At 58.7% G+C, this 15,987-nt stretch carries 14 protein-coding genes and 2 tRNA genes; 1 reads left to right on the top strand and 15 read right to left on the bottom strand.

Annotated elements, in window-relative coordinates:
• Positions 1–79: 79 nt before the first annotated feature.
• From pnp to rlmE, 15 genes are all read right to left on the bottom strand, one after another.
• Positions 80–2,227, bottom strand: coding sequence for a polyribonucleotide nucleotidyltransferase (gene pnp, locus KW825_RS14070; protein ID WP_218329564.1), 2,148 nt, complete (start codon positions 2,225–2,227; stop codon positions 80–82).
• 180 nt (positions 2,228–2,407) lie between these two features.
• The gene (rpsO, locus tag KW825_RS14075) at positions 2,408–2,677 is read right to left on the bottom strand and encodes a 30S ribosomal protein S15 (RefSeq protein ID WP_005317514.1); all 270 of its coding nucleotides are present in this window, start codon (positions 2,675–2,677) and stop codon (positions 2,408–2,410) included.
• Between the two features lie 160 nt (positions 2,678–2,837).
• Complete coding sequence (gene truB, locus KW825_RS14080) at positions 2,838–3,797, bottom strand: tRNA pseudouridine(55) synthase TruB (protein ID WP_218290556.1); 960 nt, start codon at positions 3,795–3,797, stop codon at positions 2,838–2,840.
• A gap of 1 nt (position 3,798) precedes the next feature.
• Positions 3,799–4,230 carry a 30S ribosome-binding factor RbfA gene (gene rbfA / locus KW825_RS14085; protein ID WP_033131613.1) on the bottom strand — a complete coding sequence of 144 codons (432 nt, stop codon included), beginning with the start codon at positions 4,228–4,230 and terminating at the stop codon, positions 3,799–3,801.
• A gap of 56 nt (positions 4,231–4,286) precedes the next feature.
• The gene (gene infB, locus KW825_RS14090; protein WP_042652786.1) at positions 4,287–6,983 is read right to left on the bottom strand and encodes a translation initiation factor IF-2; all 2,697 of its coding nucleotides are present in this window, start codon (positions 6,981–6,983) and stop codon (positions 4,287–4,289) included.
• A 20-nt stretch (positions 6,984–7,003) separates the two neighbouring features.
• Positions 7,004–8,506, bottom strand: coding sequence for a transcription termination factor NusA (gene nusA, locus KW825_RS14095; RefSeq protein ID WP_042652787.1), 1,503 nt, complete (start codon positions 8,504–8,506; stop codon positions 7,004–7,006).
• A 14-nt stretch (positions 8,507–8,520) separates the two neighbouring features.
• Entirely contained in the window at positions 8,521–8,979 is a 459-nt protein-coding gene (rimP, locus tag KW825_RS14100) for a ribosome maturation factor RimP (RefSeq protein WP_042652788.1), read from the bottom strand.
• A 166-nt stretch (positions 8,980–9,145) separates the two neighbouring features.
• A tRNA-Met gene (locus tag KW825_RS14105) sits at positions 9,146–9,222 on the bottom strand.
• 92 nt (positions 9,223–9,314) lie between these two features.
• A tRNA-Leu gene (locus tag KW825_RS14110) sits at positions 9,315–9,399 on the bottom strand.
• A 9-nt stretch (positions 9,400–9,408) separates the two neighbouring features.
• Positions 9,409–9,735 carry a preprotein translocase subunit SecG gene (gene secG / locus KW825_RS14115; protein WP_025326063.1) on the bottom strand — a complete coding sequence of 109 codons (327 nt, stop codon included), beginning with the start codon at positions 9,733–9,735 and terminating at the stop codon, positions 9,409–9,411.
• Positions 9,736–10,500: a triose-phosphate isomerase gene (gene tpiA, locus KW825_RS14120; RefSeq protein WP_218329565.1), complete on the bottom strand. Its 765-nt coding sequence runs from the start codon at positions 10,498–10,500 to the stop codon at positions 9,736–9,738.
• A gap of 130 nt (positions 10,501–10,630) precedes the next feature.
• Positions 10,631–11,965 carry a phosphoglucosamine mutase gene (glmM, locus tag KW825_RS14125; RefSeq protein ID WP_042652790.1) on the bottom strand — a complete coding sequence of 445 codons (1,335 nt, stop codon included), beginning with the start codon at positions 11,963–11,965 and terminating at the stop codon, positions 10,631–10,633.
• Between the two features lie 17 nt (positions 11,966–11,982).
• Positions 11,983–12,828, bottom strand: coding sequence for a dihydropteroate synthase (gene folP / locus KW825_RS14130; RefSeq protein ID WP_218329566.1), 846 nt, complete (start codon positions 12,826–12,828; stop codon positions 11,983–11,985).
• Positions 12,829–12,912: 84 nt separating this feature from the next.
• Positions 12,913–14,865 (bottom strand): ATP-dependent zinc metalloprotease FtsH, encoded by a 1,953-nt coding sequence (gene ftsH, locus KW825_RS14135; RefSeq protein WP_218290553.1) that lies wholly within the window; start codon positions 14,863–14,865, stop codon positions 12,913–12,915.
• Between the two features lie 45 nt (positions 14,866–14,910).
• Complete coding sequence (gene rlmE / locus KW825_RS14140) at positions 14,911–15,540, bottom strand: 23S rRNA (uridine(2552)-2'-O)-methyltransferase RlmE (RefSeq protein ID WP_042652793.1); 630 nt, start codon at positions 15,538–15,540, stop codon at positions 14,911–14,913.
• A 97-nt stretch (positions 15,541–15,637) separates the two neighbouring features.
• Between rlmE and yhbY the strand changes: the two genes are divergently transcribed.
• Positions 15,638–15,934, top strand: coding sequence for a ribosome assembly RNA-binding protein YhbY (gene yhbY, locus KW825_RS14145; protein ID WP_042652794.1), 297 nt, complete (start codon positions 15,638–15,640; stop codon positions 15,932–15,934).
• Positions 15,935–15,987: the final 53 nt, after the last annotated feature.

Consider the following 15,987-nt stretch of genomic DNA (forward strand, 5'->3'; position numbering starts at 1 on the left):
GCTCATAAGAAACAACGCCGCCGAGACGCGGGCACAAAAAAGCCGACCCTGAGGTCGGCTTCTTGACGGCACGGCAGCCTTATTCGGCAGTCGGCTCTTCGACGGCGGCAACGGCCACGTCAGCAACCGGGGCGGCGGCTTCGGTCGGTGCATTCGCTTCCTTGATGGAGAGACGCACGCGGCCTTGACGATCCACTTCCAGTACCTTCACCTTCACAACGTCACCGATCTTCAGGAAGTCGGCCACGTTCTGCACGCGGGCATCGGTGATCTGGGAGATGTGTACCAGACCGTCTTTACCCGGCAGGATGTTGACGAAGGCGCCGAAATCGGCCAGACGCACAACCTTGCCTTCATAGATGCGGTTCACTTCGATCTCGGCGGTGATGGCCTCGATGCGACGGATGGCTTCCATGGCGGCTTCGTTGGCAACGGCGGAGATGCGGACGGTGCCGTCATCATCCAGCTCGATGTTGGTGCCGGTCTCTTCGGTCAGGGCACGGATCACGGAACCACCCTTGCCGATCACGTCCTTGATCTTCTCAGGATTGATCTTGATGGTGTGGATGCGCGGGGCGAAATCGGAGATCTCGGCACGGGGAGCCTGGATGGCTTCGTCCATTACCTTCAGGATGTGCAGGCGAGCGCCACGGGCTTGCTTGAGGGCAATCTCCATGATCTCTTTGGTGATGCCTTCGATCTTGATGTCCATCTGCAGCGCGGTGATACCCTGGGTAGTACCGGCCACCTTGAAGTCCATGTCGCCCAGATGATCTTCGTCACCCAGGATATCGGACAGCACGACGAAACCTTCTTCTTCCTTCACCAGACCCATGGCGATACCGGCAACGGAGGCCTTGATCGGCACACCCGCATCCATCAGCGCCAGGGAGGAACCACAGACGGAGGCCATGGAGGAGGAACCGTTGGATTCGGTGATTTCAGACACCACGCGCACCACGTACGGGAACTCGGCGGCGCTCGGCATCACGGCAGCAACGCCGCGCTTGGCCAGACGACCGTGACCGATCTCACGACGCTTAGGGCTACCCATCATGCCGGTCTCGCCGACGCAGTACGGCGGGAAGTTGTAGTGCAGCATGAAGCGGTCGGCGCGGTGGCCAGCCAGCTCGTCGATGTTCTGGGCGTCACGCTCGGTACCCAGGGTCGCAACCACGATGGCCTGAGTCTCACCACGGGTGAACAGGGCGGAGCCGTGAGCGCGCGGCAGGATGCCGGTGCCGACGGAGAGGGCGCGGATCATTTCCGGATCACGACCATCGATACGCGGCTCGCCACGGACCACACGGCCACGGACGATGCGGCTTTCCAGGCTGTGGAACTCTTCGCCAATCTTCTTGGCATCGTCTTCCACGCCGGCAGCGATGACCTGCTCGACCACACGCTGCTTGATGGCACCGATGGCGGCGTAACGCACGGCCTTCTCGGTGATGCGGTAGGCTTCACCCAGCTCGGCGGTGGCCAGCTCGGCAATCTTGGCCTTCAGCGCTTCGTTGGTCGCAGGCGGGGTCCAATCCCACGGCTGGGTACCCACGTCGGCGGCGAATGCGTTGATGGCGTTGATCACCACTTGCATCTGCTCGTGGCCATAGACCACGGCGCCCAGCATCACTTCTTCGGACAGGATGGCCGCTTCGGATTCCACCATCAGCACCGCGTTGGCGGTACCGGCGACGACCAGGTCCAGATCGCTCTGCGGCAGTTCCTGAGTGGTCGGGTTCAGCACATACTGGCCGTTCATGTAACCGACGCGGGCAGCAGCAATCGGGCCGCCGAACGGGATGCCGGAGATGGCCAGTGCAGCAGAGGCACCGATCATGGCAACGATGTCGGGGGACACGGCCGGGTTCACGGACATGACGGTGGCAACCACCTGAACCTCATTGAGGAAGCCTTCCGGGAACAGCGGACGAATAGGACGGTCGATCAGACGGGAGATGAGGGTCTCGCCTTCGCTCGGACGGCCTTCGCGACGGAAGAAACCACCCGGGATACGACCAGCAGCATAGGTACGCTCCTGGTAGTTGACGGTCAGCGGGAAGAAATCACGGCCGTGATCGGCCTCTTTCTTGCCAACGACGGTCACAAATACGCAGGTATCGTCCATGCTGACCATTACGGCCGCAGTGGCTTGACGGGCCATCACACCGGTTTCCAGGGTAACGGTGTGTTGACCGTACTGGAATGACTTTACAATAGGATTCACGTGAATTTCCTTTTTACAATTTGGCTCTTTAAATTCGCGTGCAAGTATACTTGATTCGAACCAAAAGGTAAGCGGTGGCACACATTCTGTGAGGCAGGCAACGCTTTGCAGCGCGATAAAAATGATCCATAAAAAAGGGGAACCTCACGGTTCCCCTTTTTCGCGAAATCTGATGGTCGATTAACGACGCAGACCCAGCTTGGCGATCAGAGCAGCGTAACGCTGAACATCTTTACGCTTCAGGTAGTCCAGCAGTTTGCGACGCTGGGAAACCATGCGCAGCAGACCACGACGACCGTGGTGATCCTTGGCGTGCTCTTTGAAGTGACCTTGCAGATGGTTGATCTGGGCAGTCAGCAGGGCAACCTGCACTTCGGGGGAGCCAGTGTCGTTGGCGCAACGAGCGTTGTCAGCAACGATGGAAGCTTTGATCTCAGCATTTAGAGACATGGTATTACTCCAGTAGAGTGTTTAAAGGTTCACAGCCAATCTCTAATTCAGCCGTGAAATGAGGGCGGTATCATAATCGCACCCGCCCCCTTTCGCAACGAGAAAGACGCGCGACGGGAAAGATGTGCGATGGACGAGCTGCCCCGATACCGCCTGAGGATCACTCCTCGTCTTGTTCGTCGTGATAACGTACCAGCCGCTTGGGGGCGACCCGCCCTTCGTCGTCGATCTCGCCGACGCCGATGAACTCGCGCTCAGGACCGACCGTCATGCGGACCTGGCCGCCTTGCGGGGCACCGGCCACCTGCACGGCCTGACCCTGGTTCACATAGGCAGCCACCGCCGCCAGCATGTTCACCTCGGGCAGGGCCGCCACGGCGGTGTCCATCGGCAGCAACAGGGGATCGAGCTGTTCCCGCGGCGGAATGCTCTCGGCCTTGGCCTGCTCGAAGATGCACTCGAGCTGATCCAGGGTCAGCATCCGCTCATAGGGGTAGTTCGCCACCTGGGTACGACGCAGCTGGCTGACGTGTGCACCACAGCCCAGCACTTCGCCCAGATCGTCCACCAGGGAGCGAATGTAGGTACCCTTGCTGCAATGCACCTCCAGCCGCACCTCATCCCCTTCAAAACTCAGGAGTTTGAGTTCGAACACAGTGATGGGACGGGCTTCCCGCTCGATCTCGATGCCTTCACGGGCGTACTCATAGAGCGGGCGACCGTTGTGCTTGAGGGCGGAGTACATGGATGGCACCTGCATGATGGGGCCGCGGAACTGGTCCAGCGACTCGATCAGGGTACCCAGGGCCACGTTCACCGGCCGGGTGGAGACCACCTCGCCGTCGGAGTCGCTGGTGTTGGTGCGCTCGCCCAGCTTGGCGGTCACCTCATAGCGCTTGTCCGCCTCCAGCAGATACTGGGAGAACTTGGTGGCCTCACCGAGACAGATCGGCAGCATGCCGGTCGCCAGCGGATCCAGGGCACCGGTGTGACCGGCCTTGGCGGCGTTGTAGATACGCTTGACCTTCTGCAACACATCGTTGGAGGTCAGACCGGTCGGCTTGTCCAGCAGCAGGATGCCGTGTACGTCACGACCCTTGAAACGGCGTCTACGAGACATCTCAGGCTTTATCCTCTGTATCATCCGGCGCGGCTTCGTCTTCCTCACGGCCGGCTTCGGCCATGCGACGCTTGTCGTCACGCACTGTGTTGGACACCAGGTTGGAGATGCGCATCCCCTCGACCAGGGTCTGGTCGTAGTAGAAACGCAGCTCGGGCACCACCCGCAGGCGCATGGCGCTGCCGAGCAGGCTGCGGATGTAGCCAGCTGCTTCGGTCAGGCCCTTGAGCCCTTCCGCGATGCGCTCGGCATCGATATCCAGCTGCAAGAAGGTGACGTATATCTTGGCGTAGTTAAGGTCCTTGGACACTTCCACGTCCGAGACGGTTACCATGCCGATGCGCGGGTCTTTCACCTCACGCTGCAAGATCAGTGCAATTTCGCGCTGGATCTGCTGGCCGACCCTGCTGGTCCGGCTGAATTCTCTGGCCATATTTCTATCCTGCGATAAAAGGGGGCCGCAGCCCCCTATTTTGTCTAATGCTCGGCTTACAGAGTCCGTTGAATGACAACAGTCTCGTAAACTTCGATCTGGTCGCCTTCGCGTACGTCGTTGTAGTTCTTGACCGCGATACCACACTCGTAACCGTTGCGGACTTCGTTGACGTCATCTTTGAAGCGACGCAGGGACTCCAGCTCGCCTTCATAGATGACCACGTTTTCACGCAGAACACGGATACGGTTGGAACGCTTGACCACACCTTCGGTAACCATACAGCCGGCAACGGCGCCGAACTTCGGTGACTTGAAGACGCTACGCACTTCAGCCAGACCGATGATCTCCTGACGATACTCAGGGGCCAGCTTGCCGCTCATGGCCTGCTTCACTTCGTCGATCAGATCATAGATGACGGAGTAGTAACGCAGATCCAGACTCTCGGATTCGATGACCTTGCGCGCAGAAGCGTCGGCACGGACGTTGAAGCCCACCAGGATGGCGCTGGATGCCGCGGCCAGGGTGGCGTCGGTTTCGGTGATACCACCGACCCCTGAACCCACGATCTTGACCTTGACTTCCTCGGTAGAGAGCTGGACCAACGAATCGCAGATAGCTTGTACGGAGCCCTGTACGTCGGCCTTGATCACCACGTTCACTTCGGACACTTCGCCCTCGGTCATGTTGGCGAACATGTTTTCCAGCTTGGCCTTCTGCTGGCGTGCCAGCTTGACGTCGCGGAACTTGCCTTGACGATAGAGTGCCACTTCACGGGCCTTCTTCTCGTCACGTACGACGGTAGCTTCGTCACCGGCAGACGGCACCCCGGACAGACCCAGGATCTCGACCGGCAGGGACGGGCCCGCTTCCTTGATCTCGCGACCCAGTTCGTCACGCATGGCACGAATCCGACCGTATTCCAGACCACACAGAACGATGTCGCCCTGGCGCAGGGTACCTTCTTGTACCAGCACGGTAGCAACAGGACCACGACCCTTGTCCAGGAAGGACTCGATCACGACGCCGCTGGCCATGCCATCGACAACCGCTTTCAGCTCCAGTACTTCGGACTGGATCAGGATGGCTTCCAGCAGATCGTCGATGCCTTCGCCAGACTTGGCGGAGACGTGCACGAACTGGCTATCGCCACCCCAGTCTTCGGACATGACGTTGTAACGGGCCAGCTCGGTCTTGACGCGATCCGGATCCGCTTCAGGCTTGTCGATCTTGTTGACCGCCACCACGATGGGCACTTCTGCCGCCTTGGCGTGCTGGATGGCTTCGATGGTCTGCGGCATGACGCCGTCATCGGCAGCCACGACCAGTACCACGATATCGGTCGACTTGGCACCACGAGCACGCATGGAGGTAAAGGCAGCGTGACCTGGGGTATCCAGGAAGGTGATCATGCCACTGTCGGTTTCGACGTGGTAGGCACCGATGTGCTGGGTGATGCCACCGGCTTCGCCAGCGGCGACCTTGGCCTTGCGGATGTAATCCAGCAGCGAGGTCTTGCCGTGGTCGACGTGACCCATGATGGTCACGACCGGAGCGCGCGGCTTGGCTTCGGAGGTCTCGTCACGATCGGACAGTACCGCCTCTTCCAGCTCGTTCTCACGACGCAGCAACACCTTGTGGCCCATCTCCTCGGCGACCAGCTGAGCAGTTTCCTGATCGATCACCTGGTTGATGGTGGCCATGGCGCCCATCTTCATCATCGCCTTGATGACTTCGACACCCTTGACGGCCATCTTGTTGGCCAGCTCGGCCACTGTGATGGTCTCGCCGATCACCACGTCACGGTTCACCACGGCAGCCGGCTTGTTGAAGCCGTGCTTCATGGCGTTTGGCATGGCCATCTTGCCGCGCTTGCCTTTGCGGGCACGAGGGTTGCGGGAGTCACGGTCGTCTTCGCGGCGAGTGGCCTTTTTCGGGGCCTTGACTGCTGCAGCAGCAGTGCGACGACTGGTCTCTTCCTTCCGGTCCAACTCGTCTTCTGCGGCTTGCGCATGCTTGTTGGTGGTCAGATGGTAATCACTGCTCTCTTTGGCGCGAGCAGCTTCTTCTTCAGCCCAGCGAGGGCCGTTCTGTTCCGCCATGACGCGAGCCTCTTCGGCTTTCTTCGCGGCGAGTTCTTCTGCTTTTTGCAAAGCGGTTTGTTCCTGTTGGCGCTTCAGTTCTTCTGCTTCGCGCTTGGCCATCTTTTCTGCCTCTTGCTGAGCTGTGCTAGCGGCTACTTTGGCGGGCTGTGGAGCCTGTCGAGCCTTTGATTGTGCCTCGATCCGCGCCTTTTCCTCAGCTTCACGACGAGCCTGCTCAGCCTCACGGCGAGCCTTCTCTTCAGCATCGAGACGGACCTTGTTTTCGGCCTCGTGACGAGCTTTTTCTTCTGCTTCCAAACGCGCTGTTTCCTCGGCTTCCGCTTGACGCTGTTCATCTTCCAGCGCCGAGCGTTTTACATAGGTGCGAGTCTTGCGCACTTCAACCTGCACTTCTTTGTTCTTGCCGCCGGTCCCTTGAACACTGATGGTGCTCTTGGTCTTGCGCTGCAAAGTCATGCGGGCAGGTGCGGTGAGCTCGTCACCTCCATGCTGTTTTTTCAAGTGAGCCAGCAGAGTCTGTTTTTCAGACTCGCTGACGAGGTCGTCGGCCTTGCTCTTGCTGATACCGGCATCGACAAACTGCTGGAGAAGACGATCAACCGGCGTGTCGATGTCAGTGGCAAGTTGTTTGACTGATACTTCTGCCATTCATTTTCCTCCGTTTGATCTTATTCAGACTGCTCTTCTCCGAACCAACAGATATTGCGAGCAGCCATAATCAGCTCACCGGCTTTCTCAGCGGTCAGCTCTTCAATGTCGGCAAGGTCGTCGATACCTTGCTCTGCCAAATCTTCCAGGGTGCCAACACCGCGCGCGGCCAGGGCATATGCCATGTCGCGACCGAGGCCAGCCAGATTGAGCAGGTCTTCGGAAGGCTCTACGCCGTCGAAGGATTCTTCTTTGGCCAGGGCCTTGGTGGTCAGGACATCCTTGGCACGCTTGCGCAGCTCTTCCACCATGTCTTCGTCCAGACCGTCGATGGCCAGCAGCTCATTGACGGGTACGAAGGCGATCTCTTCCAGAGTGGAGAAACCTTCTTCCATCAGCAGACCGGCGAAATCGTCGTCGATGTCCAGGGCGCTGGTGAACAGGGTCAGGATGCGATCGTTCTCGGCCTGGTGCTTGGAACGCATGTCCTCGACGGTCATGACGTTCAGCTCCCAACCGGTCAGCTGGGACGCCAGACGCACGTTCTGACCGTTGCGACCGATGGCCTGGGCCAGGTTGGCGGCTTCCACGGCGATGTCCATGGTGTGGTTGTCTTCATCGACGATGATGGAGGCCACATCGGCCGGCGCCATGGCATTGATCACGTATTGAGCGGGATTGTCATCGTACAGCACGATGTCGGCACGCTCACCGCTCAGCTCGGCGGAGACGGCTTGCACCCGGGCACCACGCATGCCGATACAGGCACCGATCGGGTCGATACGACGATCGTTGGTCTTGACCGCGATCTTGGCGCGGGAACCCGGATCACGGGCGGCGCCCATGATTTCGATCATCTCTTCGCCGATTTCTGGCACTTCGATGCGGAACAGCTCTTTCAGGAAGTCCGGGCTGGAACGGCTGACGAACAGCTGGGAACCACGGGCTTCGGGGCGTACGGCATAGAGCAGGCCACGGATGCGGTCGCCCGGACGGAAGGTCTCGCGCGGCAGCATGTCGTCACGGAAGATCACCGCCTCGGCATTGCTGCCCAGATCCAGGATCACGTTGTCACGGTTGCTCTTCTTGACCACGCCACTGATGATGGTGCCTTCCTTGTCCTTGAACTGGTCAACGACTTGGGAACGCTCGGCTTCGCGCACTTTCTGCACGATAACCTGCTTGGCGGTCTGGGTGGTGATGCGGTCGAAGGTGACAGAATCGATCTGGTCTTCAACATACTCACCCACCTGGATTTCGGGGTCATCTATCTGGGCCGCTTCCAGGGTGATTTCACCGTAAGCGTTCTCCATGGAGGCCTGATCGGCCACCACTACCCAGCGGCGATAGGTGTCGTAGTCACCGGTCTTGCGATCGATCTCGACGCGAACTTCAATCTCGCCTTCGTATTTTTTCTTGGTCGCAGTCGCCAGCGCAGTCTCCAGAGCCTGGAAGATCTTCTCGCGGGGAACAGCCTTCTCGTTGGACACAGCGTCAACGACCAGCAAAATCTCTTTATTCATATCCGATAGCCTCGTTAACCAAAGTTCGGCACTATGTTCGCTTTTTGGATATTGGTGAAAGCCAACACCTCGTCCTTACCATCCACTGTCAGGGTGACCATGTCGCCCTGCACAGCTTTGATCACGCCTTTGAACTTGCGGCGGTTATTTGTTGCCATCCGGAGCGAAACCGCCGCCTCTTGGCCAACGTATTTTTCGAACTGGGCAACCTTGAACAGCGGACGATCCAGACCGGGCGAAGAGACTTCCAGGAAGTACTCCTCGGTGATGGGATCTTCAACGTCCATGATGGCGCCAACCTGGCGGCTCACCTCGGCACAGTCTTCCACCGTCACGCCTTGCTCCGAGTCGATAAAGACGCGCAAGGTCGAGTGTTTACCCGCACGGATAAACTCAACACCCCAAAGTTCAAAACCCAAGGCAACGACCGGAGCCTCGAGCAGATCGGTCAAACGTTGTTCCAACGTAGCCAAAGTCACCCTCCGAAAAACAAAAAAAGGGCATAAAGCCCAGATAGAAATCGATTCAGAGTAAATCGCACATAACAAAAAGCCCCGATGTCAAATCGGGGCTTGGCGCTTTACCCTGATTGTCGCCTCGCAGCGACCGCCTTCCTGAGCGTAGGAAATGCGTGAAATTTGGTTGCGGGGGCCGGATTTGAACCGACGACCTTCGGGTTATGAGCCCGACGAGCTACCATGCTGCTCCACCCCGCGTCCGAAATCGTGCGAGATTATAGCCATTTCACTCTCGTCATACAAGACTGACTGGCTATAATATACCCGGTTACCCGAGCTCACTACTTAATTGGTGCCGTGGGCGGGACTCGAACCCGCACACCCTAGAGCACTACCCCCTCAAGATAGCGTGTCTACCAATTCCACCACCACGGCAAAAACTCTTTACTCGGGAACGTCAGTGTCTTTCTTGACTGGCGCTTTGGTCTGCTCAACTTGTTGAGTCTGTTGCAGATTTTCCCATTCGCTACCCTGTTTCACCTTGTTGCTGGACATGGAACCCAATACCAGGCTAATCAAAAAGAACAGAGTGGCCAAAATTGCTGTTGTTCGGGTCAGGAAACTGCCTGAACCACCGGAGCCGAATACGGTATTCGATGCCCCTGCGCCGAAGGAGGCGCCCATGTCAGCCCCTTTACCTTGCTGAATCATCACCAGACCAATCAGGGCCAATGACACCAACAGATAAACGACTAAAAGAATCTCGTACATTTAACTTGCACCCTTTGCCGCTTCAACAATTCCTAAAAACGCCTTGTCATCGAGACTCGCACCGCCAATCAGACCGCCATCAATATCGGGCTGGGCAAACAAATCTCGTGCATTGGCCGGTGTCACGCTCCCACCATAGATGATTCTTACTTTCTCACCTATTACCGGAGTATCCTCCGCCAAGCGACCGCGTATAAAGGAATGAACCTCTTGTGCCTGCTCGGGTGTGGCGCATTTACCTGTACCTACAGCCCAAATCGGCTCGTAGGCGATGATAGCATTATCGAAAGCCATCGCGCCATTTTTCTCTATGACGATATCCAGCTCTTCGGCGATAACCTCGAAGGTTCTTCTCGCCTGCCTCGCCGCACCTGACTCCCCCAAACAGAGGATGGGGATCAAGCCTGCCGCTCTGGCTGCCGCAAACTTCTCTGCGACGATAAAGCTGGTCTCACCAAAGAGACGCCTGCGCTCGGAGTGCCCTACCAGTACGTAACGGCACCCTGCCTCAACCAGCATCCGACACGAGACTTCACCCGTGTAAGCGCCTGATTGGTGCTGGCTCACATTCTGAGCCCCCAACTTCATCATCCTCTGCCCGTCGAGCAGCGAAGCCGTGAAGTCGAGATGCACATGGGATGGACACAAAACCACATCTACTTGCTCATCGATGCCTTGCAGGCACTGGCCAGTAAACTGTTCTAACTGCGACCTACTACCGTGTAACTTCCAGTTGGCGGCTACAATCGGCTTGCGATGTCCCATCGGCAACTCCCTTGCGAAAGCGGGCTGATAATATCCAGAGGAATGTCAGCTGACAAGCGCTATTTTTGAATTTTCGAATCGTTTGAACAAGATGCAACCAGGGCGGCTAAAAAGCCGCCCCTTTTGCTCATTAAAACGCCGATTCGACCTGTCGGGCAATGCGGTTCGCCATGTCGAGCACCTGTTGCTCATGCTCCCCTTCCACCATGACCCGGATCAGCGGCTCGGTGCCGGATTTGCGCAGCAAGACGCGGCCGCGACCGGCCAGCTCCTGCTCCACCTTGCTGACTTCGGCGAGCACGGCTGGCGAAGTCAACGGATCCTTGCCTTCGGCGAAGCGCACGTTCACCAGCACCTGCGGGAACTTGCTCATGCCGGAGCGCAGCTTGGCCAGCGGCATCTCGGCGGAGCACACCGCCGTCAGCACCTGCAGGGCGGCGACTATGCCATCCCCGGTGGTGGTCTGATCCAGGCAGATGATGTGGCCGGAGTTTTCACCGCCGATGCGCCAGCCCTTCTCGCTCATCATCTCCAGCACGTAACGGTCGCCCACCTTGGCCCGCGCAAACGGAATGCCAAGGGTCTGCAGCGCCAGCTCCAGGCCCATGTTGGCCATCAGGGTACCGACCACACCGCCCTTGAGGCGACCATTGCGCAGCGCATCACGGGCGATGATGTAGAGGATCTCGTCCCCGTCGATGATGTAACCGGTGTGATCCACCATCACCAGGCGATCGCCGTCACCGTCGAAGGCGACACCGAGATCAGCCTTGCACTCCAGCACCTTGGCGGCCAGCGCCTCCGGGGCGGTAGAGCCGACCCCGTCGTTGATGTTGAGGCCATCCGGGCTGCAGCCGATGGCGATCACCTCGGCACCCAGCTCGCGGAACACCGAGGGGGCGATGTGATAGGTGGCGCCATGACCACAATCCACCACCATCTTCACCCCTTCCAGGCTCAGGTGGGTGGGGAAGGTGCTCTTGCAAAACTCGATGTAACGACCGGCGGCATCGTCGATACGCTGCGCCTTGCCGAGCTCGGCCGACTCGACGCACTTGAGTTCGTGATCCAGCTCGGCTTCGATGGCGAGTTCGACGTCGTCCGGCAGCTTGGTACCATCGGCGGAGAAGAACTTGATGCCGTTATCGTAATAGGGGTTGTGAGAGGCGCTGATGACGATGCCAGCCTCGGCCCGGAAGGTGCGGGTCAGGTAGGCGACCGCCGGAGTGGGCATGGGCCCCATCAGTATGGCCTTGAGACCGGCGGCGGAGAGGCCCGCCTCCAGGGCCGACTCCAGCATGTAGCCGGAGATGCGGGTATCCTTGCCGATCAGCACCTTCTTGGTGCCCTTCTTGGAGAGCACCTTGCCCGCGGCCCAACCCAGTTTCATCACGAAATCCGGGGTGATAGGGAATTCACCCACCTTGCCGCGCACACCGTCTGTGCCGAAATACTTTCTGGTCATTGTCTGTTCTCGTTATTTTATCTGGATACGAAATCTTGTCCCGTCATTGTCATCCAGCCGACGCGCAGCGCATCCATGGTGGATCGCACGTCGTGCACCCGGATGATCCTGGCGCCATGTTGCAACCCGATCAGGGCGCAGGCCAGACTGCCGGCCAGCCGCTCATCAACCGAGCGACCGAGCAGTGCACCTATCATAGACTTTCGCGACATCCCCACCAAGAGCGGCAGGCCGTAATCGAGCAACTTCTGCTGCTCGGCCAGCAGCCGATAGTTGTGCGCCACCGTCTTGCCAAAGCCATAGCCCGGATCCAGCAACAGCTGCTGGCGCGCTATGCCTGCGGCCAGGCAGGCCGCGATCCGCTCATCGAAGAAGGCCCTCACCTCCCCCAGCAGATCGTCGTAATGGGGCTCCGCCTGCATGGTCCTCGGCTGCCCCTGCATGTGCATCAGGCAGACGGGCACGTCAGCCTCTGCCGCGGCGGACAAGGCGCCAGGCTCGAGCAGGGCCCGCACGTCGTTGATGAGATGGCCGCCTGCCGCGCAGCCTTCGCGCATCACGACCGCTTTCGAGGTGTCGAGGGAGATCATGACATCCAGCTCCTGCCCCATCCGCTCAACCACCGGGATCACCCGGTCCAGCTCTTCCTGCACGCTCACATCGGGCGCCCCGGGGCGGGTCGACTCGCCGCCGATATCGATGAGCGTGGCCCCCTCCTCCATCATCTGGCGCGCGTGGGCCAGGGCTTGCTCCACCTGACTGAAGCGACCGCCATCGGAGAAGGAGTCCGGGGTCACGTTGAGGATCCCCATGACATGGGGGCGATCGAGGGACAGGCTGCGCCCCTTGCTGTTCAGTTGCATCTTTGCTTCCACCTGTATAAAGAAAATCCGAGCATCCGCATAAAGAAAAACCCCGGGCAAGCCCGGGGTTTGGATCATGACAAATTATTTGGCCGGGATGTCGTTGGCCTTGTCGATGTCGGTCAGCGGTGCGCTGCTGTCATCGGCCGGGCTCTTGGCCTCAGGCTCGCTGCTCACGCTGGCGCCGCCTTGCGGGGTATCACCGTGCTCGTCGTGCCAGTTGCTGGGAGCACGCACCTCGCGACGGGCCATCAGATCGTCGATCTGCTTGGCGTCGATGGTCTCGTACTTCATCAGCGCATCTTTCATGGTGTGCAACACGTCCATGTTGTCCAGCAGGATCTGCTTGGAGCGGGCGTAGTTGCGATCGATGACCTGCTTGACCTCGGCGTCGATGACCCGGGCGGTGTCGTCAGACATGTGCTTGGCCTTGGCCATGCTGCGGCCGAGGAACACTTCGCCCTCTTCTTCCGCATAGAGCATGGGACCGAGACGCTCGGACATGCCCCACTGGGTGACCATCTTGCGGGCGATGTCGGTCGCGCGCTCGATGTCGTTGGAGGCACCGGTCGATACCTTCTCGGCACCGTAGATCAGCTCTTCCGCCAGACGACCGCCGTACAGGCTGGAGATCATGGACTCCAGATGCTGCTTGGAGTGGCTCCAGCGATCCTGCTCGGGCAGGTACATGGTCACCCCCAGCGCACGACCGCGCGGGATGATGGAGACCTTGTAGACGGGGTCATGATCCGGTACCAGACGACCGATGATGGCGTGACCCGCCTCATGGTAAGCCGTCATCTCCTTCTCGGAGTCCCTCATCACCATGGAGCGACGCTCCGCCCCCATCATGATCTTGTCCTTGGCCTTCTCGAACTCCAGCATCGAGACCACACGACGGCTCTCACGGGCGGAGAACAGGGCGGCTTCGTTGACCAGGTTGGCGAGATCGGCACCGGAGAAGCCCGGGGTACCACGTGCAATCACAGCGGCATTGACGTCATCCGCCAACGGCACCTTACGCATGTGTACCTTGAGGATCTGCTCGCGACCACGGACATCCGGCAGGCCGACCACGACCTGACGGTCGAAACGACCCGGACGCAGCAGCGCAGGATCCAGCACGTCGGGACGGTTGGTGGCGGCGATGACGATGACGCCTTCGTTGCCTTCGAAACCATCCATCTCGACCAGCATCTGGTTCAGGGTCTGCTCACGCTCGTCGTGACCGCCACCGAGACCGGCGCCACGCTGACGACCGACCGCATCGATTTCATCGATGAAGATGATGCAGGGGGACGACTTCTTGGCCTGCTCGAACATGTCGCGTACCCGGGAGGCACCGACACCCACGAACATCTCGACGAAATCAGAACCGGAGATGGTGAAGAAAGGCACCTTGGCCTCGCCCGCGATGGCCTTGGCCAGCAGGGTCTTACCGGTACCGGGCGGGCCAACCAGCAGCACGCCGGTGGGGATCTTGCCACCCAGCTTCTGGAACTTGGTCGGATCACGCAGGTAGTCGACCAGCTCTTTGACCTCTTCCTTGGCCTCGTCACAGCCTGCGACGTCGACGAAGGTGGTCTTGATCTGATCTTCACTCATCAGGCGAGCCTTGCTCTTGCCAAACGACATGGCACCCTTGCCACCGCCGCCTTGCATCTGACGCATGAAGAAGACCCAGACACCGATCAGCAACAGCATCGGGAACCAGGAGATGAAGATGGACGTGATCAGAGACGGCTCTTCCGGCTTCTCACCCATGACCTTCACATTGTGATTGAGCATGTCGTTGAGCAGCTGGGGATCCGGCGCCGGGATGATGGTGGTGAAACGCTCACCGGTGCGCTTGACGCCATTAATGACCTTGCCATCCATCCGCACTTCACGGATCTGCTCTTGGGTCACTTCTTTAACGAAGCTGGAATAGTCCAGCTGGCGACTGGTGGTATCGCTGGGGCTGAAGCTATTGAACACCGACATCAACACGACGGCGATGACCAGCCACAGGATTAGGTTTTTCGCCATGTCACTCAAATCAATGACCTCGCAGACTGACAGTTAACGATGAGGGTTAGGGTACTACAGTTTAAAACCGGTAGCCACAATGTAGACTTCTCGTGAACGGGCACGGGAGGAGTCTGGTTTACGTATCTTGACGGCAGAAAAAAGTTTACGAATTTCATTGAGATAGGCATCAAAACCCTCTCCCTGGAACACCTTGACCACGAAACTGCCGTTGGTACGCAGGACCTGATTGCACATGTCCAGCGCCAGCTCGATCAGATACATGGAGCGTGCCTGGTCCACCTGCGGGGTACCGCTCATGTTGGGCGCCATGTCAGACATGACGACATCAACCTTGTCCGGGCCCACCCGTGCCAGCAAGGCGCCGAGCACAGTTTCCTCCCGAAAGTCCCCCTGCAGGAAATCGACACCGGCGATGGAATCCATCGGCAGAATATCGCACGCGATCACCCGCCCGTTGTCACCCACCTGATTGATGGCAAACTGGGACCAGCCACCGGGGGCCGCCCCCAGATCCACCACCGTCATGCCCGGTTTGAGCAATTTGTCCTTGCCCTGGATCTCATCGATCTTGAACACGGCGCGGGAACGCAGTCCCAACTTCTGGGCTTTTTTGACGTAATGATCGTCAAAATGTTCTTTTAACCAGCGGGTTGAACTGGGGGAATGTTTTTTCTGGGTCATGATTGTCGACTTTAAAAAACCACAAGGGTTATTAGTATTAAGGGCTAAGTGGGGGTAGAATACGCCCCTTTCAACCCTGACTTATGAAGAAATTGCCATGATTCTCAACAATAAACAGAAACAGTACCTCAAGGGCCTTGCCCACAGCCTGAAGCCGGTCGTCCTCTTGGGACAACACGGCCTGACTGAAGGTGTGCTGGCCGAGATCGATCTGGCGCTGAACCACCACGAGCTGATCAAGGTTAAGGTGTCGTCTGAAGATCGTGAGATGAAACAGCTGGTGATGGAAGCCATCGTCCGTGAGACCGGCTCCATCAAGGTACAGAGCATGGGCCATGTGCTGACCATCTATCGTCAGGCGACTGAACCCAAGATCCAATTACCGCGCAAGTAACAGGAAAGAGCATTCGCTCTTTCCTTCATTTCCCTTCTTCCCAAGTCGCTTGC

It is taken from the genome of Aeromonas sp. sif2433 (genome assembly GCF_019218705.1).
Taxonomy (GTDB): domain Bacteria; phylum Pseudomonadota; class Gammaproteobacteria; order Enterobacterales; family Aeromonadaceae; genus Aeromonas; species Aeromonas encheleia.

Bases quoted from the DNA above. Each gene is read 5' to 3' on its own strand.
- rpsO (WP_005317514.1), bottom strand. From the start codon at position 2,677: ATGTCTCTAAATGCTGAGATCAAAGCTTCCATCGTTGCTGACAACGCT.
- truB (WP_218290556.1), bottom strand. From the start codon at position 3,797: ATGTCTCGTAGACGCCGTTTCAAGGGTCGTGACGTACACGGCATCCTG.
- rbfA (WP_033131613.1), bottom strand. From the start codon at position 4,230: ATGGCCAGAGAATTCAGCCGGACCAGCAGGGTCGGCCAGCAGATCCAG.
- infB (WP_042652786.1), bottom strand. From the start codon at position 6,983: ATGGCAGAAGTATCAGTCAAACAACTTGCCACTGACATCGACACGCCG.
- nusA (WP_042652787.1), bottom strand. From the start codon at position 8,506: ATGAATAAAGAGATTTTGCTGGTCGTTGACGCTGTGTCCAACGAGAAG.
- secG (WP_025326063.1), bottom strand. From the start codon at position 9,735: ATGTACGAGATTCTTTTAGTCGTTTATCTGTTGGTGTCATTGGCCCTG.
- tpiA (WP_218329565.1), bottom strand. From the start codon at position 10,500: ATGGGACATCGCAAGCCGATTGTAGCCGCCAACTGGAAGTTACACGGT.
- glmM (WP_042652790.1), bottom strand. From the start codon at position 11,965: ATGACCAGAAAGTATTTCGGCACAGACGGTGTGCGCGGCAAGGTGGGT.
- folP (WP_218329566.1), bottom strand. From the start codon at position 12,828: ATGCAACTGAACAGCAAGGGGCGCAGCCTGTCCCTCGATCGCCCCCAT.
- rlmE (WP_042652793.1), bottom strand. From the start codon at position 15,540: ATGACCCAGAAAAAACATTCCCCCAGTTCAACCCGCTGGTTAAAAGAA.
- yhbY (WP_042652794.1), top strand. From the start codon at position 15,638: ATGATTCTCAACAATAAACAGAAACAGTACCTCAAGGGCCTTGCCCAC.